We start from the raw sequence: 25,345 nt of genomic DNA on the forward strand, positions 1-25,345 counted from the left end.
CGGACTCTGCCGGTTGTCGGCATCTTTATTAAACGTAAGGCCATTTCATGAAAATCAAAACTCGCTTCGCGCCCAGCCCGACAGGCTATCTGCACGTTGGCGGCGCGCGTACTGCTCTCTATTCCTGGCTTTTTGCTCGTCATAACGACGGTGAGTTTGTACTGCGTATTGAAGACACCGATCTTGAACGCTCAACGCCGGAAGCAATTGAAGCCATCATGGATGGGATGAACTGGCTGAATCTGGAATGGGATGAAGGTCCGTACTTCCAGACCAAACGTTTTGACCGCTATAACGCCGTCATTGATGAAATGCTGGAAGCGGGTACCGCTTATAAATGCTATTGCTCCAAAGAACGTCTGGACGCGCTGCGTGAAGAGCAGATGGCAAACGGTGAAAAGCCGCGTTATGACGGACGCTGCCGCCACGGCCATGAACATCATGCCGATAACGAACCTTGCGTCGTACGTTTTGCTAACCCGCAGGACGGATCCGTTATTTTTGACGACCAGATCCGTGGGCCAATCGAATTCAGCAACCAGGAACTTGACGATCTGATCATCCGTCGTACCGATGGTTCTCCGACCTACAACTTCTGCGTGGTTGTGGATGACTGGGATATGGAGATCACCCACGTGATCCGCGGTGAAGATCATATCAACAACACCCCGCGTCAGATCAATATCCTGAAAGCGCTGAACGCCCCGGTCCCGGTATATGCCCACGTTTCCATGATTAATGGTGATGACGGTAAGAAACTCTCCAAACGTCACGGTGCCGTGAGCGTCATGCAGTATCGCGATGATGGCTACCTGCCGGAAGCGCTACTGAACTACCTGGTGCGTCTGGGCTGGTCCAGCGGCGATCAGGAGATCTTCAGCCGTGAAGAGATGATCAAGCTGTTCTCCCTGGGAGCGGTAAGCAAATCGGCCAGCGCATTCAACACGGATAAACTGCTGTGGCTGAACCATCACTATATTAATTCGATGGCGCCGGAATACGTAGCGACTTATCTGCAGTGGCATATTGAGCAGGAAAATATCGATACCCGTAACGGTCCGCAGCTGGCTGAACTGGTTACTCTGCTGGGTGAACGTTGCAAAACGCTGAAAGAGATGGCGGCAAGCTGCCGTTATTTCTACGAGGAGTTTGACGAGTTTGATGCGGACGCGGCGAAGAAACACCTGCGTCCGGTTGCTCGTCAGCCGCTGGAAGTCGTGCGTGACAAACTGGCCGCGATCACTGACTGGACAGCAGAAAATGTTCACCATGCTATTCAGGCGACGGCGGATGAGCTGGAAGTCGGGATGGGTAAAGTCGGGATGCCGCTGCGCGTTGCAGTGACCGGGGCAGGCCAGTCACCGGCTCTTGATGTGACTGTACATGCGATCGGTAAATCCCGCAGCGTAGAGCGTATCAATAAAGCGCTGACCTTTATTGCAGAACGCGAAAGCCAGCAATCCTGATTCAGAATTGCTCCTCGAAGCGTAACGAAGCGGCAGGGTATATCCTGCCGTTTTTTTTACCTATTTCTGACTGGCAATACCGAGACGTGACAAGAACCCACTGATTCCTTCACGGGCGAGAAGGTCCCGCAGGCGCTGCTGCTCTTCAGTCGTCATCAGATGCAGCGTTTCGGCAATCTGTCGCCAGATAGCGCCAGCATCGTTAACAAAATAGTGGCTGGACGGTTCTGCCAGCTGATGCTCGGTCAGCAGATGACGGAGTGCCGGAATATTGGCCAGAAAATCGAGGACCGGCTTATCAATAATGATCAGGCGAGCGCGGCCACCCTTTACGCCGGGAATAGTCTCGGTGCGCCATTTTTGTTCTCTGACCCAGCGGTTAATCGTTTGTCTGGCCAGACCAAGGCAATCTGCCAGCTCTGCCGGCGTCATTTTATCTTTTAGTTTCATCATTATATTACTGGTCACGAATATCCAGTCGCTGGAGCAACCCGCGAATACCTTCGCGCAACAGTAGCGACATCAGCTGTTTTTGTTCCCCGGGAGTCATCTCTTTACTGAGCGTCAGCAGCAAGGGTTCAAGGTCGTTTTCTGCCGGAGAATAAGAAGGGGAGGGTTCCGCCACGCGCTGTGCGCTGCGAATAAATTCTTTGACCTGCTCATTAACGTGTACGAGACGCGCCTTACCGCCCTGCACGCCGGGACGAGGTGATGTTTGCCATCCCTCCTTACGTACCCATTTATTGATCGTCTGCCGGCTGAACCCGGTAAGATGCGCAATTTCTTCAGGTGTCATTCGTTCCTTGAGCATACTATTTCCTGAGTAAAAATGTGGGAATTAGTTGCTCATGTTATAGCATCCTTTTACGCGAAAGAGTGACATGTTTAACGTCTACCTGCGATAAGGCTCGCAATGTCAGCGAGTTGCCTGCTTTTTCAGCGATCAAATTGCGAGGCTTCATTTTGCCGTTGACACCTGACGAAGGAATTCATATTATGCCGCCCGTCAACACGACACGTTTTACGGTTCGGGGCTATAGCTCAGCTGGGAGAGCGCTTGCATGGCATGCAAGAGGTCAGCGGTTCGATCCCGCTTAGCTCCACCAAACTCTGTTCCCATCAGGTTTGGTTCGTAAAACACTTTGTGGGGCTATAGCTCAGCTGGGAGAGCGCTTGCATGGCATGCAAGAGGTCAGCGGTTCGATCCCGCTTAGCTCCACCAAATTCAGAACCCTCGCTACGGCGGGGGTTTTTTTTTGCCATCGCGAATGTAAAGCACTTTCTGGTTAAGTCAGTAAACTTACAGCCATTAGAATTCTATGTAATTTAAGATTCTTCCTCAGGTTATTTTCTTGCCTGAATTTATTATCCCCTTTAGTATTTTATTTAATATAAAACAGCATTGCCCAGCGCCGGAGTTTTTATTAACAATAATGATTGATAACTTTAACATTAATATTAGAAAAACGTTACTTGCGTTGGTCGTTTGTTTAATTTCGATCCCAATAGCCAGATTTATTTCACCTCTGACTATTGTCGACGGAAATCAGGTTTTTCTCGCCTGGCTGCCATTAAGTATGATGTACGCTGTTATCTTTATTTTTGGCCGCTACGCAATCGCCCCATTAATTATTTCTTTTGCTATTACTAATCATATCATCCTTCCCCTGACGGTCTTACAGTCGGTGCTGCTGCTATTTTGCCAGCTATTCTCAGTGCTGGTGTCCTGCGCGATTGTCAGAATGCTGATTGGCAGAACCTGGCGCAGTGGGCTGACGGCAAAACATATGGGGACGCGGATTTTCTGGGGCGGTTTTTTTGCACCGATGTTAATGAAACTGACGATGTATCTGGTTGGTGTGTTTTTCTCATTTCCGCTGGCTATCTCTAGTTATTTCAAAGGGATGCCGGCTGTATATACCATTATTGATATACAAAGCCTGATCAGCGCTGCATTAATATTTACTACCTTCTTTTATTACCCAATGCGGATGATTATCAGTCCACGTTACGCTAAATTATTCTGGCGGCGTCATTGCCAGCCGTGGTTTACCCGTGAGCGTCGGGCATTTACTCTGTACTGGTTTATGGCGCTGGCGACTATATTACTGGTGCTTTGCGCCCCCTATGAAGCTGACTATATTGCAGGCTATTTAGTCCCACTTATTTTCATTCTCTATTTTATCGGCATTAGCCGCCTGGGCCATGTATTAATTCGTATTTCCTGGTCCGTTTCGGCGTTTTTACTCGTTGCCTATAATCGAAATTTTCTGCAGGGTGTCCAGACTGAATACTCTCTTTCATTTGTGCTTTCCGTGCTGATCTCATTTACCATCTGTTTGTTTTATATGGTAGATATTTACGGTCAGAACGAACGGATTAAACTCAGATGGCGGGATCAGGCCCAGGAAGATCCATTAACCGGGCTCCCGAATCTGCGTGCGCTGGAATGCTATCTACGCCAGGATGCTGATTTCGTCATCAGCAGCTTACGGATCGCTAACCTGGATTTTCTCAGTCGTCATTACGGCATGATGATGCGGGTGCATTGCAAACAGCAAATTGCCAGCAAGCTACGGCCGCTGCTGGGGGAAAGGGATGAACTCTTCCAGCTGCCGGGGAGCGAGTTATTACTGGTTTTAGGCGGGCCAGAGCCTTCCGCGCGGCTGGGCCATATGGTGGCGATGCTGAATCACAAGAAGTTCAGCTGGCATAATCAAACGCTGGAGCTGGAATTCGGCGCGGCGTGGGCAAGACATCGCGGTATCGAAGAAGACCTGCATCCCATGCTGGGCCAACTGAGCTGGCTGTCAGAACAGGCGGGGAACGGACGGCAGGTGCTGGCGCTGGACGCCGCGCAAGAGCAGGTTTCTGACCAAACCAGCGAGCAGGTTCGGATGTTAACCCAGGTGAAGCGGGCGCTGAATGAACGCGATATTGAGCTGTATGCTCAGCCCATCCAGAATTCGGCGGGCGAGGGGTATCATGAAATCCTGACGCGGATGCGATGCGGCCAATTGATGATGACGCCGGACCAGTTTATTCCGCTGATTGTTCAGTTCAACCTGAGCCAGCGTTTTGACATGCTGGTGCTGGAGATGCTTTTCAGCACGCTGTATCAATATCCGGGACAACATTTTTCCGTTAATTTGCTGCCTTACACGTTGATGCAAAATGATAGCGCCGCGCAGATTATCGCCTTGTTTAAACGTTATCAGCTGTCACCGGAGGCCATTACCATCGAGATTACCGAAGAGCAGGCGTTCAGCGATGCGGGAGGGAGTATGCATAACATTCAGCTGCTGCGCGATTTTGGCTGCGCTATCGCCATTGATGATTTTGGTACGGGCTATGCCAACTACGAACGCCTGAAGCGCCTGCAGGCGGATATCGTAAAGATTGACGGCTGCTTTGTTCGCGATCTCGAGAGCGACCCGCTGGATGCGATTATGATTAAATCCATTATTGAAGTGGCGAAAGTTAAAAATATGACGGTGGTGGCGGAGTACGTCGAGACGGAAGAGCAAAAAGAGAAACTGCTGGCATTAGGCGTCGACTATTTGCAGGGATATTTAATCGGCAGGCCGCGGCCGCTCAGTGAGCTGCAGACGTAAAAAAGCCGGGGCAAGCCCCGGCTTTTTTATTATCTTGTCAGCTTACAGAACCAGCGCGGCAATAGACGCCGAGAGCACGCTCACCAGAGTCGAGCCGTAAACCAGCTTCAGACCAAAGCGGGAAACCACGTTACCCTGTTCTTCGTTCAGACCTTTAATCGCCCCGGCAATAATCCCGATAGAGGAGAAGTTGGCGAAGGAGACCAGGAAGATAGAGATAATGCCTTCAGCGCGCGGAGAGAGCGTGCTGGCAATTTTCTGCAGATCCATCATCGCCACAAACTCGTTCGAAACCAGTTTGGTGGCCATAATACTGCCCACCTGCAGCGCTTCCCCTGCCGGTACGCCCATCACCCAGGCAACCGGATAGAAGATGTAGCCAAGGATCCCCTGGAAGGAGATGCTGTAGCCAAACCAGCCGGTAACGGTAGCGAACAGGGCGTTCAGCGCGGAGATCAAGGCGATGAAACCGATCAGCATGGCTGCAACGATAATGGCAACTTTAAAGCCTGCCAGAATGTATTCACCCAGCATTTCAAAGAAGCTCTGACCTTCATGCAGGTTGGACATCTGCAGGTTTTCTTCGCTTTCTTCGACGCGATACGGGTTAATCAGCGACAGGACAATAAAGGTACTGAACATGTTGAGCACCAGCGCAGCCACGACATATTTAGGCTGCAGCATCGTCATGTAGGCACCGACGATAGACATGGAGACGGTCGACATCGCGGTCGCAGCCATGGTGTACATCCGGTTGCGCGACATTTTGCCCAGAATATCTTTATAGGCGATAAAGTTTTCTGACTGGCCCAGAATCAGGGAACTGACGGCGTTGAATGATTCCAGTTTGCCCATGCCGTTAATCTTGGACAGCACGGTACCAATGGCGCGAATGACGATAGGCAGGATACGAATATGCTGCAAAATCCCGATCAGCGCAGAGATAAAGACGATAGGGCAGAGAACTTTCAGGAAGAAGAAAGCCAGGCCTTTGTCATTCATATTGCCGAAAACAAAGTTTGTCCCTTCGTTTGCAAAGCCGAGAAGTTTTTCGAACATCTCGGAGAAGCCTTTCACAAAACCCAGACCGATATCAGAGTTCAGGAAGAACCATGCCAGCAAAACTTCAATGACAAGTAATTGAATAACATAACGAATACGAATTTGTTTACGGTTATGGCTGACCAGAAGGGCCAGTATAGCCACCACTACGATCGCGAGGATAAAATGCAAGACGCGGTCCATATTTGCTCCAAATATGAGGCAGGTTAAATTTCTGTGCACATTCTATGTAACAAGACCAAAGAAAACGAGATCAAATCCACACTATTGCAATGAACTGTGACTAATCACCAAATTAGTGATCAAACATACATTTTTGTTATGTAGCGTAAAGGTTTTAAAAGTTGCTTAGATTGTACTAATCTGTGATCTGGCGAGATGCAAATTCATCAATGCCACTTTTTTCGTTGTTAGCCGCTATCGTTCCCCCCTATCAAAGCAATAATGATCATCTTCCTAAATGAACTTGATAATCATTCGCATTTTGATAACATAAAACATAGCAAAGGCTATATTTCAGAGGCAGAAAATGACTAGCAGTCGCGTTGAGAATAGCAGCGGTCGCGCAGCGCGCAAGATGAAGCTCGCCTTGATGGGGCCTGCGTTCATTGCTGCCATTGGATATATCGATCCCGGCAACTTCGCCACCAATATTCAGGCGGGCGCCAGCTTCGGCTATCAGCTGCTGTGGGTAGTTGTATGGGCAAATCTGATGGCGATGCTGATTCAGGTGCTATCGGCAAAACTCGGGATTGCTACGGGTAAGAACCTGGCGGAACAGATTCGCGATCACTATCCGCGTCCGGTGGTGTGGTTTTACTGGGTGCAGGCGGAAATTATCGCCATGGCGACCGACCTCGCCGAATTTATTGGGGCAGCCATTGGCTTTAAGCTGATTCTTGGCGTGTCGTTACTGCAGGGCGCAATATTAACCGGGATTGCCACCTTCTTAATCCTGATGCTGCAGCGTCGCGGACAAAAGCCGCTGGAAAAAGCGATCGGTGGTTTACTGCTGTTTGTTGCTGCGGCCTACATTGTGGAACTGATTTTCTCGCAACCGGCGCTGGCGCCGCTGGCGAAAGGGATGATCGTCCCGAGTTTGCCGAACGGTGAAGCCGTGTTCCTTGCCGCCGGTGTGCTCGGCGCGACGATCATGCCACACGTCATCTATTTACACTCGTCGTTAACGCAGAATCTGCACGACGGTACGCGAAAAGAGCGTTATCACGCCACCCGGTGGGACGTTGCGATTGCGATGACCATTGCCGGGTTTGTCAACCTGGCGATGATGGCCACCGCCGCCGCCGCATTTCACTTTAACGGCCACACGGGGATTGCCGACCTGGATCAGGCCTATTTGACGCTGGAACCGCTGTTGAGCCACGCGGCCGCCACCATTTTTGGCCTCAGTCTGGTGGCCGCCGGGTTGTCATCGACGGTGGTGGGAACGCTGGCAGGACAGGTCGTCATGCAGGGCTTTATTCGTTTCCATATTCCGCTGTGGTTTCGTCGTGCGGTAACGATGCTGCCTTCGTTTATTGTCATTATGATGGGACTGGACCCGACGAGAATTCTGGTGATGAGTCAGGTGCTGCTGAGCTTTGGCATCGCCCTGGCGCTGGTCCCGCTGCTGATTTTCACCAGTAATTCGCAGCTGATGGGCGATTTGGTCAATACCCTGTGGGTGAAACGGACAGGGTGGGTGATTGTCGGCGTTGTGGTGTTGCTTAATGGTTGGCTACTGGTCGGTACGATTTTCGGGCTGTAATCATGTCGATAGCCATGAAAAAGGGGAGCCATCTGGCTCCCCTTTTTGATTAATGATGGCCATGACCGTGGCCGCGACCGCCGCCTGGCCCTCGTCCCCAGCCGCCGCGTCGGTCATCGCGGTCGTTCCAGCCTTCGCGATAGCCACGTTCGTAGGCTTTACGTTTATCCCAGCCGCGATGCCAGCCGTTATCGTGATGACGCCAGCGGTTATCGCGCCATTCATAGTGACGACGCCAGTAATCACGGTCGCGCCAGCCGCCACCGTCCCAGTAGTTACCGTAATTATCACGATCGCCTATTTGTAATTTTACAGATGGCAGCAGGGTGATCTCTCCGGCATTTGCAACCAGTGGCGCTGTGGCCAAAAGCACCGCAGCCAGAATCAGTGACCTGAACATACTCTTCTCCTTCACGATCGGGGCCTGAGCGCCGGATGATATTGGCGCTCATTGGGCCTGTTAACGTGATAGTACGGGGCGGTAAAGCCCCGCAGCATTGGATGAACTCCTAAATCGCGGATAAGAGCACTTTTTGCTAAAGTAAAATTGAGTTTACGCCGCAAGGATGGCGTCAATTGCCGCACACTCTTCGGTGCCGAAATGGCGATTCGCCAGCATCCCCACGGCATCATCAAGCTGTGTGGTTTTGCTGGCGCCAATCAGTACTGAAGTCACTTTCTCTTCCCGTAAAACCCAGGCCAGAGCCATCTGTGAGAGCTTTTGCCCGCGGGCCGCGGCCAGCGCGTTCAGTTGACGAACCTTCTCGAGCTTCGCCTCGGTTAACTGCTCCGCTTGCAGGAAGCGGCTGCCGCTGGCGGCGCGGGAGTCTGCCGGAATACCCTGTAAATAGCGGTCGGTGAGTTGACCACCAGCCAGCGGTGAAAACGCGATGCTTCCCACCCCTTCAGTCTGCAGAAAATCAAGCAGTCCGTCCTCAACCCAGCGTTCGAGCATGGAATATTTAGGCTGATGAATCAGACACGGTGTCCCGAGGTCATTGAGGATGCGTACCGCTTCGGCAGCCTGCTCAAGCGGATAGTTGGAAAGCCCGACATACAGGGCCTTGCCCTGGCGCACGAGATGGTCCAGCGCACGCATCGTTTCCTGTAACGGTGTTTCGGGATCCGGGCGGTGATGATAGAAGATATCAACGTACTCCAGCCCCATCCGCTTCAGGCTTTGATCGAGACTGGCGACCAGGTATTTACGCGATCCCCAGTCGCCATAGGGGCCGTCCCACATGGTGTAACCGGCTTTACTGGAGATAATCAGTTCATCGCGCCAGGGTAAAAAGTCCTCCCGCAGGATGCGGCCGAAATTGCTTTCCGCCGAGCCGGGAGGCGGCCCGTAATTGTTGGCTAAATCAAAATGGGTTATGCCAAGATCAAAGGCATGTCGCAGCAGCTGACGGCTGGTTTCCACCCGCGTTTCGTCGCCAAAATTGTGCCAGAGGCCGAGTGAAATGGCCGGTAGCTTTAATCCGCTCCGGCCACAACGACGATATTCCATCGTTTGATATCGTGCCGCATTTGCCTGGTAAACCATACTTCCTCCGCAGATAGAACAGGTTGTGTATACGTTTACACTAAAGAATGTTCAGCGCGGAGTACACACTTCAAAGGCGTAAATTTTGCTTTCCACCCCGATTATTGACCGCTATCTGGACAGTTGGATCGCTTATTCAATACTCAGATCACCTGCAACGGGAAGAGGAGTATGGAGATGCAACCGACTTACACCATTGGCGATTATCTGCTGGATCGTCTCGTAGATTGCGGCATAGACCGCTTGTTTGGCGTACCTGGAGATTACAATTTACAATTCCTCGACCGCGTCATCGCGCACGAAGCGTTGGGATGGGTTGGCTGTGCGAATGAGCTGAATGCGGCCTATGCTGCCGACGGATATGCGCGCATTAAAGGCGCCGGGGCGCTCCTGACGACCTATGGCGTCGGCGAGCTGAGCGCCCTTAACGGCGTGGCCGGCAGCTATGCGGAACATATTCCGGTGCTACATATCGTCGGCGCGCCGGGCACCGGCGCCCAGCAGCGCGGAGAACTGCTGCACCATACGCTGGGAGATGGCGACTTCACGCACTTCGCGCGGATGAGCGAGCAGATCACCTGCACGCAGGCGACGTTGACGGCGGGGAATGCCTGCCACGAAATCGATCGCGTGCTGAGCGAGATGCTTACCCACCATCGCCCCGGTTATCTGATGTTACCTGCCGATGTGGCGAAAGCAAAAGCGACGCCGCCGGCTCGTCGTCTGGCGATCGAAGGGCCGCCTGCGGATGAGAATCAGCTGGCCGGGTTTCGTGAACATGCCGGGCAGATGCTGCGCAGCAGTCGGCAGGTATCATTGCTGGCGGATTTCCTCGCCCAGCGCTATGGCCTGCAGGATACGCTACGGATGTGGGTGGCGAAAACACCGATTGCCTGTGCCACGATGCTGATGGGAAAAGGGTTGTTTGATGAACAGCAGCCTGGTTTTGTCGGCACCTATAGCGGTATCGCCAGCGCGCCGCAAACGCGTGAGGCAATTGAAAACGCCGATACGATCATCTGCGTGGGTACCCGCTTCACCGACACCATCACTGCCGGATTTACCCAGCATTTACCCCTTGAACGCACGATTGAAATTCAGCCTTTTGCCGTCAGAGTGGGCGACCACTGGTTCAGCCGTATTCCGATGGATCAAGCTCTTAATGAGTTAATGATTCTGTCCGCCGGTCTGTCAGCAGAGTGGCGGTTGCCAGACTGCTCTGCGCCGGAGGTGGAAAGCGTGACGGGCGGTAGCCTTACGCAGGGAAGTTTCTGGAGTACCGTACAGGAGCAGCTGCGTCCCGGGGATATTATTCTTGCCGATCAGGGAACCGCGGCTTTCGGCGTTGCCGCGCTCAAGCTTCCCTCAGATGCCACCCTGTTGGTCCAGCCGCTGTGGGGATCGATAGGATTTACCTTACCGGCCGCCTACGGTGCCCAAACCGCAGCGCCGGGCAGGCGGGTCGTGCTGATAGTGGGCGATGGGGCAGCTCAGCTGACGATTCAGGAACTGGGGTCGATGCTACGCGATAAACAGAACCCGCTGATCCTGCTGCTTAATAACGAGGGGTATACGGTTGAACGAGCGATTCACGGTCCGGAGCAGCGTTACAACGATATTGCGCTGTGGGACTGGAACCGTTTGCCGGGAGCCTTCGCCCCCAATGTCCCTTCCCGATGCTGGCGCGTGACGCGGACGGAAGAGCTTGAAGAGGCGATGGCCGACAGTATTGGCTCCGATAAGCTGACGCTGGTGGAGGTTATGCTGCCCAAAATGGATATTCCTGACTTCCTGCGCGCGGTAACCCAGGCTCTGGAAGAGAGAAACAGCCGCGTCTAGTCGTTTCGTCGCCTGGCTATCATCATCGGCTTCCCGGCCAACAGCAGCCAGGCCGGGAGCATCACGATACACAGCAGCGGTAGCAGCGTCGTATCCGGTACGACGACCGCCGCCATAAACAGGCTGAGCCAGCCATCGCGGGTGACCACCAGAGTCATGCCCAGGATGGCGCAGGAGACCGTGATAGCGGCCGGAACGGCATCGACATGGGCGTGCAGCATAAAGCCGAGCGCCACGCCGACGAAGACCGCGGGGAATATTCGCCCGCCGCGAAAACCACTGGCGGCGGCGATCACCAGCGCCGCCAGCTTCACCAGCGCAATCAGTAAAAAGTCGCCGGCCGTCAGGGTCTGGCTTAAGGCGATTTGCTGCATCTCCTCCAGGCCTTTAAACAGCGTTATATGTCCGCCAGCAGCGCCGAGAATCCCCAGCAGCAGACCGCCGAGACCCAGCGTCAGCACCGGATTTTTCAGGCGGTTCATCAACGCATGTAGCCGCGGTAAGCACCAGACGGCCACCATGCCTACGGCAATGGCGATAAGCGTGACGATAGCGCCGCTTATGATATCAACGAAATGCATTTGCGGATAAACGGGGATGGGCAACGAGAAATGAGGATGGAAGAACAGATCCGTCGTCAGGGCGCCCGCCGCTGCCGCCAGCAGGGGGGCGAACAAGCGATCCCACAGCGGCACATCGTTACTGCTGTTGAGGGTTTGCGAAAAAATTAACGCGGCGGCCACCGGGGTGCCAAACAGCGCGCCGATCGTGCCGGAGGCGGCAAGAATGGTCCAGTCCAGCGAACTGACGCGGGGAAACAGACGAGAGCCGATTGCCACCGCAAGGGCGATATTCATTACCATTATGGGATGTTCCGGCCCAAGGCTGACGCCGCCCGCGAGACCTAATACGAGTGCTGCGACCAGACCCGGCAGCGCGCCGGTACTGATGGGCGCGCCAATTAATGATTCGGTGGCCGGGTCCGGCCCGGCATGTCCTGGGCTGAAACGGACCACCAGTCCCACGGCGATGCCGGTTAGCGTGAGTACGGCGATAGTCCACACCTGCCCGCTGGCCTCGATGCCTAAACTCAACGGCACGCTGGACCAGATAACATGCTGCAATATGGCCGCAATCTTCATCGTCACAATCAATACCAGGCTGGAAGCGATACCTATAATCACGGCGGGTATCGATAACAACAGCATCGTTCTGGCGCGCGGATGCAGCATGAAACATTTCCTTTTAAAGGTCGTGAAGCACGATTTTGCCCGTGCCTCTGAGGGGCGTCGATGCAAATGGTGCTGAAACGATAAACTGATGGCTATGCCTGACGATCCCGCAGTGCGTTGACAATCATTTTGCACAGATTACAACCTAAATGTGACATAGGTCGCTAAACTGTGGGCACTTATACGTTGGTCGTTGTTGTTAAGGCATCATGAATTTACAGTGTGCCAAAAGAATCATTTTGACTTTAGTGGAGCCGTAACGGAATGACAAAATTTGCTTTAGTAGGAGACGTCGGCGGAACCAATGCCCGACTGGCATTATGCGATATTGCAAGCGGGGATATTTCCCGGGCAAAAACCTATTCCGGGCTCGATTACCCCAGTCTTGAAGCCGTTGTCCGCGTCTATCTTGACGAGCAGGGCGTTGAGGTTGAAGACGGTTGCATCGCCATCGCCTGTCCGATCACCGGTGACTGGGTGGCAATGACCAACCATACGTGGGCCTTTTCCATCGCAGAGATGAAAAAGAACCTCGGGTTCTCACATCTGGAGATCATCAACGATTTTACTGCGGTATCGATGGCGATCCCGATGCTGAAAGCTGAGCATCTGATTCAGTTTGGCGGCACGACGCCGGTAGAGGGAAAACCTATTGCCGTCTACGGCGCAGGAACCGGCCTGGGCGTTGCGCATCTGGTGCATGTCGACAAACGCTGGGTGAGTCTGCCGGGGGAAGGGGGGCACGTTGATTTTGCGCCGAACAGCGAAGAAGAGGGGATTATCCTCGAAGAGCTGCGCGCTGAGCTGGGGCATGTGTCGGCCGAGCGTGTGTTATCCGGCCCGGGGCTGGTTAATCTGTATCGGGCGATAGTGAAATCAGACGGCCGCCTGCCGGAAAACCTTCAGCCGAAAGATGTGACCGAACGCGCGCTGGCTGACACCTGTATCGATTGCCGTCGTGCGCTGTCGCTGTTCTGCGTGATTATGGGACGCTTTGGCGGCAACCTGGCGCTGACGCTGGCCACCTTCGGCGGCGTGTATATTGCTGGCGGCATCGTCCCGCGCTTCCTGGAGTTCTTTAAAGCTTCCGGTTTCCGCGGCGGGTTTGAAGACAAGGGGCGCTTTAAAGCCTTCGTCCAGGATATTCCGGTCTACCTGATCGTGCACGATAATCCGGGCCTGCTGGGTTCCGGGGCGCATCTGCGCCAGACGCTCGGACAGATTCTCTAATCTTGTCATAGCCAGCCCGTTCCGGCGCAATCGTGCGCGGGCGGGCTACTCTCTTCGGCATACCCCTGCTACAGATGCATGAGCTGGCGAAATTCTTTGACCTTGCTGCGGCTGACCGGCACCTGAAACTCCAGATCGCGTAAGCGCAGAATATAGGTGTTGTTGAACCAGGGTTCAATCTCGCGAATTTTATTCAGGTTAACGCAGTATGAGCGGTGGCAGCGGAAGAAGTGTGCGGGCGGCAGCTTGCCGCAAAACTCCGTAATGTTCATTGGCATCACGAATGATTCCCGTCGGGTGTAGACAAAGGTCATTTTTTCGTGGGCTTCCGCATAGTAAATATCGTGAATACTGGTCACGATAATTCGCTCATCTTTAATGAGATTGATCGTGTCATTTTCCCGCTGCGGATTGGCAGCCGTCCCGGTCTGGCTGCCTGTCTGCTGCTGTAGTTGCCAGGCGCTGGCCAGCTTTTGCAGCATGTTAATGATGCGTGATTCCTGATACGGCTTCAGAATGTAGTCAAATGCTTCCAGTTCAAATGCCTCTACCGCGTGCTCTTTCCACGCGGTGATAAACACAATAAACGGTTTATGCGCGAACTGGCTGATATTCTGCGCCAGCAGAACGCCGTCCAGAGAAGGGATGTTGATGTCGAGAAAAATGGCATCAACCTTGTTGTGCTGCAGGAACTTCAGCACGTCCAGCCCGTCGTCGAATGTCCCGACAATCTCCATCTGGCTGTGGGTGTTAATTAACCACGTGAGCTCCTGCTGCGCCGGGAACTCATCTTCAACTATGATGACTTTCATTTTTTCTCCGTTCATGGCAACAGAGACACCGGAGTGGTCTGGGAAGCAAGCTTGTTAGGCACGTAGAACGCAATTTCCGTTCCCGGATTCATGCGGCGGATATGGAGTCCTTCGCCATACAGCAATTTTACCCGATGGTGAACGTTGAGCAGGCCGATCTTATTACCCGGCATTTCATCCGCCTCTACCCGCGCGACCACGGCAGGATCGATACCATTCCCGGTATCGCGAACGCTAATCCGCACCCGATTACCACACTCGTTGATGCCGAGGGTGACGACGCCTTTGCCTTTGCACGGCTGGATCCCGTGGACAATGGCATTTTCCACCAGCGGCTGAATCAGCAGGCTCGGTATCACGCAGCTGACCTCATCGTCGATGTCGTAGATGACGGTAAGCTTGTCGCCGAAGCGCGCCTGTTCGATGGCAATATAATCCTTGATTTGGTACAGCTCTCTTTTGATATCAATCTGTTCGTCGTCTTTTAATTCAATGTTATAGCGTAAATAGCGCGACAAATTAAAAATGAGCTGACGGGCGGTATCCGGATTCATGCGGATCGAGGATGAAATCGCATTGAGGGCGTTAAAGAGAAAGTGCGGGTTGATTTTGCTCTGTAGGGCGCGCAGCTCGGCCTTGTTGGCCATTTCACGCAGCTGTTCTGCCCGCGAGACCTCCAGCTGAGTAGAGATGATTTGCGACAGGCCGACGGCCATCTCCTGCAGGGACGAGGTGATGCGGTGGGCATGGCAGTAATAAATTTTCAGCGTACCGGTCACCACGCCTTTCTCCCGTAGCGGAATGACCAGCATGGAGTGAATCTCCGGCGTTCTGTAGGCCTCATCATTGTTTTTAATAATGATTTTCCCACTCTCGATAGCCTGGCGCGTGGTGGGGCTGATGTCATTATCACTATCGTGATAGTTGCTTTCGCCAAACCCGACGTAGGCCAGAACCCGATCGGTAGTGGTGATGGCCACCGCGTCGGCATTGATATCGCGGCGAATAATGTCGCACACCTGGCGCAGGGATTCGCTGTTCACATGACGGAAGAGCGGCAGCGTTTTGTTGGCGATATCCAGCGCCAGTTTTGCCTGGCGCGCGGCGCTGGCCTCCTTTTCACCCTCGACGCTCTGGACCAGTAGCACGATAAAGCCGATACAGACGCTGCCGAGGATCATCGGGATGCCGATTTTGGAGACGATATCAATGCCCAGCGAAAACGACGGCGCCCAAAAGACCACGAGGATCATGGTTAAGGTTTCGCAGAGCATCCCGGCGAGAATCCCGATCTTCCAGCGCTGAGCTTTCGGCACTTTGCGATTAATCAGCCCTGACAACAACCCGGCGACAATACTGGTGATAAAGCAGGGGATAGCGGTTACACCATCGATATCAATAAGATAGCGATGAACGCCGGCAATCACCCCAACGATAGCTCCGACCCAGGGGCCAAACAGAATTCCCCCGGACATCACCGCGATAATCCGCACGTTGACCAGAGAACCCTCTACCGGCACGCCAGACCAGGTACTGAACAGCGCAAACAGGGAAAAAATGGCGATAACCGCCAGCAGTTCTTTCGGCGTATGTGCAGATTTATGCAGTAGCTCGCGAAACAGGCGCAGACGGATAAGGAAAAAAAGGCAAATCAACATGAGTGCCGCGCGGTCAAAAACCGCCAGCAGCATTGTGAATATTTCGTGCATGGGTGCGCCGTGTCTATCGCGGGAAAGCAACATGATAAAAAACCTCGCGGCAGAAGGCCAGCCGAAGCGTCGAATAGGGAAAAGTCACACTAAAAAAAGGGGATTGATCGCCGGGCCGGTGTCAACCTGATGAGCGGAGGGTGAATGATAAAAACAGGTAAATTAATAGATATTAATATGTTGCATCTAATTTTCGTACCGGCTAAATCGAGGACCTCTGCCGCTGCATGCCATGATGCAGATGCCCGCTTTTTTCGCCGACGATTATTTTTTTCTCACCCCCTCGACAGCATCATTTTTTTCGGGTTATTTTCTAAGCTCGTCGCAAACGCGACAGCGTCGCTCGGACGGTCCGGGCGCTAACGTTACTCTGAGGAATCTATGACTGCATCCAGTCCTGAACGCCGTTTTACGCGTATCGATCGTCTGCCCCCTTACGTTTTTAATATTACTGCTGAACTGAAAATGGCTGCGCGTCGGCGTGGTGAAGATATTATCGATTTCAGCATGGGCAACCCGGACGGCGCGACGCCGCCGCATATCGTGGAAAAACTTTGCACCGTTGCCCAGCGGCCCGATACGCACGGCTACTCCACCTCCCGCGGTATTCCTCGTCTGCGCCGCGCCATTTCGCGCTGGTATCAGGATCGCTATAACGTTGAGATCGATCCGGAATCGGAAGCGATTGTTACAATTGGCTCAAAAGAGGGGCTGGCGCATCTGATGCTGGCGACGCTGGATCATGGCGACACGGTGCTGGTGCCCAATCCAAGCTACCCGATCCATATCTATGGCGCGGTTATTGCCGGGGCGCAGGTGCGTTCAGTGCCGCTGGTGGAAGGCGTTGATTTCTTCAATGAGCTGGAGCGGGCGATTCGTGAAAGCTACCCGAAACCGAAAATGATGATCCTCGGTTTCCCGTCCAATCCGACCGCGCAGTGCGTCGAACTGGAATTCTTTGAAAAAGTGGTCGCGCTGGCCAAGCGTTACGATGTGCTGGTGGTACACGATCTGGCCTATGCCGATATCGTTTATGATGGCTGGAAGGCCCCTTCGATTATGGAAGTCCCCGGCGCGCGCGATGTGGCCGTGGAGTTCTTTACCCTCTCCAAAAGCTACAACATGGCCGGCTGGCGTATCGGCTTCATGGTCGGTAATAAAACGCTGGTCAATGCCTTGGCGCGTATTAAAAGCTATCATGATTATGGCACCTTCACTCCATTGCAGGTCGCGGCAATTGCGGCCCTGGAAGGCGACCAGCAGTGCGTTCGCGATATCGCCGAGCAGTACAAGCGCCGTCGCGATGTGCTGGTTAAAGGGCTGCACGAAGCAGGCTGGATGGTCGAGTGTCCGAAGGCATCCATGTACGTTTGGGCGAAGATCCCCGAGCAGTATGCGGCGCTGGGCTCGCTGGAGTTTGCGAAAAAGCTGCTGCAGGACGCGAAAGTATGCGTTTCGCCGGGTATCGGCTTCGGTGATTACGGGGATACCCATGTGCGTTTTGCGCTTATCGAAAATCGCGATCGTATCCGCCAGGCCATTCGCGGGATCAAATCGATGTTTCGTGCCGACGGGCTGTTGCCAGCATCGGGCAAGTCAGCCGGCGAAAGCCTCGAATAACGGCGCGAAATAAAGAAACGCAGCAACAAAAAACGGGAGCCGCTGGCTCCCGTTTTTTTTGACTCTGGCTGTGCTTAAATCATCAGGGCAAAAGTACCGGCCCAAACGATGACCATAAAAGATACGCCCATAATAAAGTATTTCACGACTCATCACTCCGCGTTCTCGGCGAAACGCCTAAATGAATTTAATCTTCATTGTTGATTCTGATCCGTCGCAGCAAAACCAGAGGATTCCGGCGGCCGCGGCAGGTCGAAATTCTGTGCTGTAACTGCTCCAGATGGCGCTAATGTACGCCTAAAAAATGAGGGAAACAAGGGGCATTTTTTTATTAATTTTTAGTTACTTACGAGTGTCGTGATTCGGCGACACATTAATTTCATTCGGTAATAAATTCCATTCTGGCGACGGCTTTTCGCCGTTGCCGCCGTGATGCGATAGCTGTTTGATTTTGGGATTTATTCTCCTGGCGATGCCAACGATGCGCTGCGGGAAACGCTCTCCCGCGGCGCAACATTCGGGCTTAATCGGCGGCGTGTTCAGGCCGGTGCCAGGCCTGCGGATAGCGTGCCGGTACAAAACGCAGGGTGACGCCCATCAGAGCAGCGACGCAGACGGCATGAAACGCCCAGTCCAGCACATAATTGCCGCTCAGGCTTCGCAGCAGACCCGACAACCACGGGGAGGCGCCGGCCAGCATAAAACCGATGCCCTGCATAAAGGCCACCAGTCGGCCTGCAATCGCCGGATGGCGGGCGTGATCGAGCGCCAGGACCAGGCACAACGGGAATGCGCCGCCTAATCCTATGCCGCCGCACACGGCCCATAGCAGCGGGAGCTGTAGCGGCAGCCAGATAAACCCGCAGAAACCAATAAGCTGCAGCACCAGCGTCAATAGTAATAGTCTGCGGCGATCGTCGTGACGTGCCAGCATCGGTATCAGCAACGCGCCGGCGGTCTGGCCTACGGTCATCATGGCCAGCAGGGTTCCGCTAAACTGAGCGCTATAGCCCAACTGCATGTAATAAGGGGGCAGCCAGGCGATCAGACTGGCGTAGCCGCCGTTAATCAGACCGAAGTACAGCCCGAGCGTCCAGGCGCGGCGGCGGCGGAAAACGGACCCGCTGACCTGAGGTGCGGCCTGATGTTGCCCGGCAGGTCGCATGCGGCTGACTGACCACCAGCCGAGCAGCGCTGCGATGGCGGGAAGAGCCCACCAGGCGAGCGCGTGATGCCAAAGGGCGCTGTGCCGCGCCAGCCACGGCGTCAACGCGGCTCCCAGGCCTCCGCCGCCCATGAGCGCCGCTGACCACAGCCCCATGACCTGCGGCGTTCGCTGGGGAAACTGACGCTTTATCACTGCCGGAATCGTCGCCTGAATAATACCGATTCCGATCCCGCCGAGCAGGGCGCTACTCAGCAGCAGCCCGCTGTGCGGCGTGAATTCACGAAGCACGGCGCCTGAGGCGATCATCATCAGGCTCAGTACCATCCCGCGACTTTCGCTGATATGGCGCTGAGTCCACGGACTTGCCAGCGCCAGGAGTCCCATCGCGATAACCGGGATCGCGGTGAGTAGCGAAACGAGGGTAAATCCCATTCCGCTGGCCTGCTGTAGCTGGGGAAGAAGCGGGCCGATGGAGGTCAAAAGCGGGCGCATATTGATGCCGATCAGTACCAGCACCAGAAGCATCAGGCCGTTGCGCGACATCGGGCTCATTTTTGCTTATCCGCCCACAGCTGATAAAGCGCGAGGCCTTCGGGCTGAGGGCTATGGTGAATCGGGAGTGATTGCGTTTCCAGCGGTTGACTTAGCTGATGGTAGATAGCGGCGGTGGAGAGCCGGAAGGGCTCGCCATCCCGGTTACTGTTGGAGAAATAAACCTCGCGGATGCCGGTCAAATAGATAGCGCTCAGGCACATCGGGCAGGGCTGACCGCTGGCATAAATGATGCACTCGCTGAGCACCTGGCTGCCCAGATGCTGTGAGACGTCGCGAATGGCGTTGAGTTCGGCATGTGCGGTCGGATCGCCGTTTTGATGCAGGGTGTTGACGGCCCGGGCGACAATATCACCCCTGTGGACGATGAGCGCGCCAAACGGACGCCCGCCGTTTTCAACATTGGCTGTGGCGAGGGCGATGGCGTGCTGAAGATAACTATCGTGAACTGACATAGCGGCTCCGGAGAGGAAAGGCAGATATGTTGCGGGAAGAGGAACTTTACGGCTGTACACAGGGCAGAGTACGCATTTTGTTTTATAAGTTAAAAGACTTATTTATGATTGACTCTATTGGTTTTACTTATAGGAGTGCCCATGCTGCTACGCCATCTCACCTATTTTCTGGCGGTTGCGGAACATCGCAGTTTTACCCGAGCCGCGACGGCGCTGCATGTTTCGCAGCCGGCGCTTTCTCAACAGATCCGCCAGCTTGAAGAGCTGCTGGGCGTCCTGTTATTTGACCGCAGCGGGCGGCAGATTCGTTTGACCGATTCCGGCGAGGTCTGGCTCACTTATGCCCGCCGGGTGCTACAGGAACTGGAAGAGGGTAAACGAGCGCTGCTGGATGTAGAAGACCTGCAGCGGGGAACGCTGCGGGTGGCGATGACGCCGACGTTTACGACCTACTTTATGGGGCCGCTGGTAGCGGCTTTTTATCAGCGTTATCCGAACATCACGCTGACGATGCGTGAAATGGCCCAGCAGCGGATGGAAGCGTTATTGCTTAACGACGAGCTGGATGCCGGGATTGCTTTTGCCGATAGCGGCTCAAGGGATATTGTGGCCACGCCTTTATTCAGCGAAACGCTGGCGCTGGTGGTGGGGCGACATCATCCGCTGGCGGGTCAGCGCCGTATGAAGCTGGAGGCGCTCAATCAGCAATCGTTGATTTTATTGAGCGAGGAGTTTGCGACGCGTGGGCAAATCGACAGCTATTGCCGGCAGCACGGTATTCAGCCAACGGTGCACATGGAGGCCAACTCTATCAGCGCGGTGCTGACGGTGATTCAACATACCCAGCTTGCGACGCTGTTACCGGCCGCCATCGTACGGGACCGCGACGATCTGGTGGCGGTGACGCTCATGCCGGTGCTGCTGGAGCGAACGGCTTGCCTGCTGCAGCACAAAGAGGCCTGGCAGAGTGCCGCGGCGCGCGCGTTTAGCGCGATGGCATTACAGATCGCCGGGGAGCTTAGCAGTGGGAAAACCTTGTGATAGTGTCCGCTTACCAGGTATAGCCGACGGCCAGAATGCCATACAGTTCGCCGTTGTGCTGAACGAGGGGGCTGTCGGCGATATCTTTATCATACAGCTCGTAGTTGGCGGCGAACATGCCAACCCAGTGGGGGCTGAAACGGTAGCTGGTAATAATCGCCGCCATTGGTGAGACGGTGGTACCGGTATCCCACTGCGGGCGCTGGCTGGTGGCTTCGCTGGCCGAGACGCCGCCAAAATAGTAGTTGGCCATATTGCTACTGCGGATCATCAGTCCCATCCCCGGCATGATCAGCAGATTATCTTTGATGACGGGAAAATCTGCCCACAAAAGCAGCTCCTGGCCATTGCTGCGCCCCGTCACGTCGGAGCTGATACGGGCGCTCAGCAGCGCATAGGGCGTAATCAGCGTGGTGCCGATACCGGCTTCAAACTCGCCTTTTCGCTGCTCCATACCCTTGAACGCGCTATTATCGCTGGGATCTAAGTTGCCAAATCGCCAGCGGCCATAGCCGTAAAAAGCCACTTTGTCGTCGATATGAAAATAGTAGCGGGCGCGATCGCCGAGATAGATCAACCGATCGCCGAAGTAGAGCCCGCCGGGAATAAAGTAAGTTTCATTATTCTGCTTTTCGTAGCGCGCCGTTCCGCTAATCGTTGCGGCTCCCAACACCAGTCCTTTTGGGACCGGACTGTTCGGATTCGATGCGGAGAAGATATCGATGGAACCCAGGTCAACCTCGGCGCTGGCGGGCGAACAACACAGCATCATGGAGCAGAGAGTGGCAGCAGGGTAGCGAAATGGTTTCATCCGGATTCCAAATATGGTGAGGGATTATGGCGCTAATACGCGCAGATGCTTTGCAGATAAAATATTGTCAATGTGAATATATACCAGCGCGGGTCAGTCAGTAGGCGAGTTTTTTATTTTTTCTAAATTTATAATGACCGTTTTTTATGGGCTATAAAGGTCTTAATCCGCCGCGTCCCGGCAGCGGACTGTTTTTTAACCGGCCTGGTCAGAGTGAGCGAATGTGCCCGCCGTCGCCAACCTGAGCCTGACGATACCATTCCATCAGTTCAAACGTTCCTTCTTCACCTTCCGCAGGTGCCCAGGTGACATAATCCCCGGCAGCAACCGGCTGATAGCCGCCGTGTTTGACCTCAAAAATAACGCCGCCGGCGTCCAGCGACAGAACCGCATGCCAGGTCCCGGCATCCATCTCTAGCGCCGTACACTCTTCACCTAATACGATGCGGCGAGTGACGTAACCGAGATCATCAAAAGTCAGTACCACAAAGCGCCCGCTGAGAGCTAACAGCAGTTCAAAGGTGTGCGGATGACGGTGAGGGCGAATGTAGGTGCCCGGTTCCATCGCGATCGCCAGACGTTGTACGGGATCGGTTAATTCCGGGTGAAAATTACGATGTGCACGCAAACGAGGTGAGCGCGCTGCCGCATCGCTCTGCTGTTGCATGTCGCTGAAAGTGATGTATTTCATTTAGCCGCCTGACGTGAGGTCCGAGATTGCGAATGGTTTCGCTACCGTGAATGAGCTTTGCACTGTTTTGCAGAAAGCCAGTCGCCGCATTGTATCCATTTCCCCTGAGTGGCGCGCACTGTTTTTCGGTTCATCAAGCGTCGTCTCACGTGGCAAATTCAACCCGCCATGCCATTGACCTTTTGGCGACTTCCTGGATCATGGTGGACCGTAGCTTGCTCCTTTTTATATATATGACACCTTCCATAAATTCTGATGATTATTATCTTATGTCAGCGGTGAAAAAATAAAATGCATTCATTTTATGAATTAACTATCTTACTAAGATATGGCTGGTTTTATATAACTCGTCTTTTTAAAGTGAGATTTCTTCTCATTGTCTGAGGATTATTCTTATTTTAATGTCGTTGTTGTTTTAAATTTTTAGAGTAATTGAGTGATTTAATCTGGAAATCCAATGATGACGCGGTGTTTACACCGTGGTTAAATATTTTGTGGAGGGCTGGGATTATCACCATTTTTTTTGCCTGCTTTACCTTGGCGCAAATTACTGGTTAGAATAAAAAACTAAATTTTTATATGGCGACAGTCTGTCCGGCAAAGGGACTAATTTATTCAGGAGATAAATATATATGTCTGAATCATTTCAGAATGAGATACCTCGTGCGCGTGTAAATATAAAACTGGATCTGGTGACGGGCGGCGCTCAGAAGAAAGTTGAGCTGCCGTTGAAGCTCCTGAGTGTGGGTGACTTCAGCAATGGCAAGACTCAAGGGACGCTTTCAGAGCGCGAAAAAATCAATATCACTTTGAGCAATTTCAATAGCGTCCTCGCAGATCTCAATCCCGAAGTTTATCTCACCGTTAAAAATACCCTCGCCAACGATGGCTCCGAAGAGCGTGTGAAACTGGCCTTTCAGGATATGAAGGATTTTGAACCTGAGGCGGTAGCGCGGCAAATTCCGCAGCTACGTGTGATGCTTGCTATGCGTAATTTATTACGTGATTTGAAATCCAATCTGCTGGACAACGTTACTTTCAGGAAAGAACTGGAAATCATTTTAAAAGATCCTGCTCTGTCCGATGAGCTACGCAGTGAATTGAATGCGCTTGCCCCGGTCCAGGATTAATTTCTGGGAACCTTAACGGAATATTAACGAGAAAAATGCTGATGTCAGTAAATAATGAAATCCAGAATGAGGGAAGGGCAGCCACAGTTGAAAAAATGCTGCCGCAGAACGGTGTATATGCCTCACTGTTCGACAAAATTAATTTAACGCCGGTTGCTGAAATGGGTGGCCTGAATGGATTTGAAGATAATGCCGTCATGGCGGAAACCTCGGCCGATGAACGTGTTACTGCCGCTGTTCAGGTTTTCATGCAGTGTCTGCATAAGTCCGGCCAGAAGGTCGAGAAGCTCGATAAGACATTACTCGATCACCATATCGCTGAACTGGATTTCCAGATCAGCCGTCAGCTGGATGAAGTCATGCACAATGACGCGTTCCAGAAAGTGGAGTCCGTGTGGCGTGGCCTGAAGTCACTGGTGGATAAAACCGACTTCCGCCAGAACGTGAAGCTGGAAATCCTCGATCTGTCCAAAGAAGAATTGCGTCAGGATTTCGAAGATTCCGCGGAAATAGTCCAGAGTGGCCTGTACAAGCAGACCTACATCGCGGAATACGACACCCCTGGCGGTGAGCCGATTGCGGCAGTGATTTCAGCTTATGAATTTGATGCCACCGCGCAGGACGTGGCGCTGATGCGTAATATTTCAAAAGTCTCCGCCGCCGCGCACATGCCATTTATTGGCTCTGCGGGGCCGAAATTCTTCCTCAAAGAGTCGATGGAAGAGGTGGCGGCTATCAAAGATATCAGCAACTACTTCGACCGCGCCGAGTACATCAAGTGGCAATCCTTCCGCGACACCGACGACTCGCGGTATATCGGCCTGGTGATGCCGCGCGTGCTTGGTCGCCTGCCATATGGCCCGGATACCGTACCGGTACGCAGTTTCAACTATGTCGAAGAAGTGAAAGGCCCGGATCACAACAAATACCTGTGGACGAATGCGTCTTTTGCCTTTGCGGCCAATATGGTGAAAAGCTTCATCAATAATGGCTGGTGCGTGCAAATTCGCGGCCCGCAGGCCGGTGGCGCAGTGAAAGAGCTGCCGATCCACCTGTATGATCTCGGCACCGGCAACCAGGTGAAAATCCCGTCCGAAGTGATGATCCCGGAAACCCGCGAGTTTGAGTTCTCCAGCCTCGGCTTCATTCCGTTGTCATACTACAAAAACCGCGACTACGCATGCTTCTTCTCTGCCAACTCCGCCCAAAAACCCGCTCTGTATGACACTGCCGATGCCTCGGCCAACAGCCGCATTAACTCGCGTTTGCCATACATCTTCCTGCTGTCGCGCATCGCGCATTACCTGAAGCTTATTCAGCGTGAAAACATCGGTACCACCAAAGATCGCCGTCTGCTGGAGCTGGAGCTGAACACCTGGATTCGCGGCCTGGTGACGGAGATGACGGATCCGGGCGATGAGCTGCAGGCGTCTCACCCGCTGCGCGATGCGAAAGTGGTGGTGGAAGACATCGAAGATAACCCGGGCTTCTTCCGCGTCCGACTGTTCGCCATCCCGCACTTCCAGGTGGAAGGGATGGACGTCAACCTGTCGCTGGTTTCCCAGATGCCGAAAGCCAAATCGTAATTAAGGCAGGAAG

At 53.6% G+C, this 25,345-nt stretch carries 22 protein-coding genes and 2 tRNA genes; 11 read left to right on the forward strand and 13 right to left on the reverse strand.

Annotated features, from left to right (window positions below; genetic code table 11):
- Positions 1–47: 47 nt before the first annotated feature.
- Positions 48–1,466, forward strand: coding sequence for a glutamate--tRNA ligase (gene gltX / locus Q1L34_RS06700; protein WP_004865422.1), 1,419 nt, complete (start codon positions 48–50; stop codon positions 1,464–1,466).
- Positions 1,467–1,526: 60 nt separating this feature from the next.
- Here the strand turns inward: gltX and Q1L34_RS06705 are convergent, their stop codons facing one another.
- The gene (locus Q1L34_RS06705; RefSeq protein WP_015583740.1) at positions 1,527–1,919 is read right to left on the reverse strand and encodes a YfeC-like transcriptional regulator; all 393 of its coding nucleotides are present in this window, start codon (positions 1,917–1,919) and stop codon (positions 1,527–1,529) included.
- Between the two features lie 4 nt (positions 1,920–1,923).
- A complete protein-coding gene (locus tag Q1L34_RS06710; RefSeq protein WP_004865414.1) occupies positions 1,924–2,277 on the reverse strand; it encodes a YfeC-like transcriptional regulator in 354 nt (117 codons plus the stop codon).
- A gap of 219 nt (positions 2,278–2,496) precedes the next feature.
- Here Q1L34_RS06710 and Q1L34_RS06715 point away from each other — a divergent pair.
- The 3 genes from Q1L34_RS06715 to Q1L34_RS06725 all read left to right on the forward strand — a co-directional run bounded on the left by Q1L34_RS06715 (position 2,497) and on the right by Q1L34_RS06725 (position 5,080).
- Positions 2,497–2,572 (forward strand) — tRNA-Ala (locus Q1L34_RS06715).
- A 40-nt stretch (positions 2,573–2,612) separates the two neighbouring features.
- Positions 2,613–2,688: transfer RNA gene (locus tag Q1L34_RS06720), tRNA-Ala, on the forward strand.
- Positions 2,689–2,899: 211 nt separating this feature from the next.
- Complete coding sequence (locus Q1L34_RS06725; RefSeq protein ID WP_015583741.1) at positions 2,900–5,080, forward strand: sensor domain-containing phosphodiesterase; 2,181 nt, start codon at positions 2,900–2,902, stop codon at positions 5,078–5,080.
- 42 nt (positions 5,081–5,122) lie between these two features.
- On the opposite strand, the gene Q1L34_RS06730 is transcribed toward Q1L34_RS06725, so the two are convergent.
- Positions 5,123–6,325 (reverse strand): NupC/NupG family nucleoside CNT transporter, encoded by a 1,203-nt coding sequence (locus Q1L34_RS06730; protein WP_004865408.1) that lies wholly within the window; start codon positions 6,323–6,325, stop codon positions 5,123–5,125.
- A gap of 346 nt (positions 6,326–6,671) precedes the next feature.
- Here Q1L34_RS06730 and Q1L34_RS06735 point away from each other — a divergent pair, with 346 nt between their 5' ends.
- Positions 6,672–7,910 (forward strand): Nramp family divalent metal transporter, encoded by a 1,239-nt coding sequence (locus tag Q1L34_RS06735; protein ID WP_004865403.1) that lies wholly within the window; start codon positions 6,672–6,674, stop codon positions 7,908–7,910.
- A gap of 49 nt (positions 7,911–7,959) precedes the next feature.
- On the opposite strand, the gene Q1L34_RS06740 is transcribed toward Q1L34_RS06735, so the two are convergent.
- A complete protein-coding gene (locus tag Q1L34_RS06740; RefSeq protein WP_004865399.1) occupies positions 7,960–8,310 on the reverse strand; it encodes a DUF2502 domain-containing protein in 351 nt (116 codons plus the stop codon).
- 153 nt (positions 8,311–8,463) lie between these two features.
- The gene (mgrA, locus tag Q1L34_RS06745) at positions 8,464–9,456 is read right to left on the reverse strand and encodes an L-glyceraldehyde 3-phosphate reductase (protein WP_004865396.1); all 993 of its coding nucleotides are present in this window, start codon (positions 9,454–9,456) and stop codon (positions 8,464–8,466) included.
- 177 nt (positions 9,457–9,633) lie between these two features.
- Between mgrA and Q1L34_RS06750 the strand changes: the two genes are divergently transcribed.
- A complete protein-coding gene (locus Q1L34_RS06750) occupies positions 9,634–11,295 on the forward strand; it encodes an alpha-keto acid decarboxylase family protein (protein WP_004865393.1) in 1,662 nt (553 codons plus the stop codon).
- On the opposite strand, the gene Q1L34_RS06755 is transcribed toward Q1L34_RS06750, so the two are convergent.
- Positions 11,292–12,527 (reverse strand): ion channel protein, encoded by a 1,236-nt coding sequence (locus Q1L34_RS06755; protein ID WP_004865391.1) that lies wholly within the window; start codon positions 12,525–12,527, stop codon positions 11,292–11,294. The genes Q1L34_RS06750 and Q1L34_RS06755 overlap by 4 nt on opposite strands.
- 264 nt (positions 12,528–12,791) lie before the next feature.
- Between Q1L34_RS06755 and glk the strand changes: the two genes are divergently transcribed.
- The gene (glk, locus tag Q1L34_RS06760) at positions 12,792–13,757 is read left to right on the forward strand and encodes a glucokinase (protein ID WP_015583743.1); all 966 of its coding nucleotides are present in this window, start codon (positions 12,792–12,794) and stop codon (positions 13,755–13,757) included.
- 68 nt (positions 13,758–13,825) lie between these two features.
- Here the strand turns inward: glk and Q1L34_RS06765 are convergent, their stop codons facing one another.
- A complete protein-coding gene (locus Q1L34_RS06765; protein WP_015583744.1) occupies positions 13,826–14,569 on the reverse strand; it encodes a LytR/AlgR family response regulator transcription factor in 744 nt (247 codons plus the stop codon).
- Between the two features lie 11 nt (positions 14,570–14,580).
- A complete protein-coding gene (locus tag Q1L34_RS06770; RefSeq protein WP_015583745.1) occupies positions 14,581–16,278 on the reverse strand; it encodes a sensor histidine kinase in 1,698 nt (565 codons plus the stop codon).
- A gap of 381 nt (positions 16,279–16,659) precedes the next feature.
- On the opposite strand from Q1L34_RS06770, the gene alaC reads away from it, so the two are divergent.
- On the forward strand, positions 16,660–17,898 hold the full coding sequence (alaC, locus tag Q1L34_RS06775; protein WP_004865380.1) for an alanine transaminase: 1,239 nt from the start codon (positions 16,660–16,662) through the stop codon (positions 17,896–17,898).
- Between the two features lie 74 nt (positions 17,899–17,972).
- Here the strand turns inward: alaC and ypdK are convergent, their stop codons facing one another.
- The 3 genes from ypdK to Q1L34_RS06790 all read right to left on the reverse strand — a co-directional run bounded on the left by ypdK (position 17,973) and on the right by Q1L34_RS06790 (position 20,073).
- Positions 17,973–18,044 carry a membrane protein YpdK gene (gene ypdK / locus Q1L34_RS06780; protein ID WP_099130696.1) on the reverse strand — a complete coding sequence of 24 codons (72 nt, stop codon included), beginning with the start codon at positions 18,042–18,044 and terminating at the stop codon, positions 17,973–17,975.
- A 377-nt stretch (positions 18,045–18,421) separates the two neighbouring features.
- The gene (locus Q1L34_RS06785; RefSeq protein WP_104896288.1) at positions 18,422–19,618 is read right to left on the reverse strand and encodes a cyanate transporter; all 1,197 of its coding nucleotides are present in this window, start codon (positions 19,616–19,618) and stop codon (positions 18,422–18,424) included.
- Positions 19,615–20,073 (reverse strand): nucleoside deaminase, encoded by a 459-nt coding sequence (locus Q1L34_RS06790; protein ID WP_075808313.1) that lies wholly within the window; start codon positions 20,071–20,073, stop codon positions 19,615–19,617. The genes Q1L34_RS06785 and Q1L34_RS06790 overlap by 4 nt, the downstream gene beginning before the upstream one ends.
- A 141-nt stretch (positions 20,074–20,214) precedes the next feature.
- Between Q1L34_RS06790 and cynR the strand changes: the two genes are divergently transcribed.
- On the forward strand, positions 20,215–21,114 hold the full coding sequence (cynR, locus tag Q1L34_RS06795) for a transcriptional regulator CynR (protein ID WP_327204412.1): 900 nt from the start codon (positions 20,215–20,217) through the stop codon (positions 21,112–21,114).
- Positions 21,115–21,124: 10 nt separating this feature from the next.
- Here cynR and Q1L34_RS06800 read toward each other — a convergent pair whose 3' ends face one another.
- Together Q1L34_RS06800 and Q1L34_RS06805 are read right to left on the reverse strand one after the other, a co-directional pair.
- On the reverse strand, positions 21,125–21,925 hold the full coding sequence (locus tag Q1L34_RS06800; protein WP_004865368.1) for a MipA/OmpV family protein: 801 nt from the start codon (positions 21,923–21,925) through the stop codon (positions 21,125–21,127).
- A 208-nt stretch (positions 21,926–22,133) separates the two neighbouring features.
- Positions 22,134–22,616, reverse strand: a complete 483-nt coding sequence (locus Q1L34_RS06805) for a WbuC family cupin fold metalloprotein (protein ID WP_015583750.1) — start codon at positions 22,614–22,616, stop codon at positions 22,134–22,136.
- Between the two features lie 632 nt (positions 22,617–23,248).
- Here Q1L34_RS06805 and tssB point away from each other — a divergent pair.
- Together tssB and tssC are read left to right on the forward strand one after the other, a co-directional pair.
- Positions 23,249–23,746, forward strand: coding sequence for a type VI secretion system contractile sheath small subunit (gene tssB / locus Q1L34_RS06810; RefSeq protein WP_004865361.1), 498 nt, complete (start codon positions 23,249–23,251; stop codon positions 23,744–23,746).
- Positions 23,747–23,841: 95 nt separating this feature from the next.
- Positions 23,842–25,332, forward strand: coding sequence for a type VI secretion system contractile sheath large subunit (tssC, locus tag Q1L34_RS06815; protein WP_463667032.1), 1,491 nt, complete (start codon positions 23,842–23,844; stop codon positions 25,330–25,332).
- Positions 25,333–25,345 lie beyond the last annotated feature (13 nt).

This window comes from Klebsiella ornithinolytica (genome assembly GCF_030505655.1).
Taxonomy (GTDB): Bacteria; Pseudomonadota; Gammaproteobacteria; order Enterobacterales; family Enterobacteriaceae; genus Klebsiella; species Klebsiella ornithinolytica.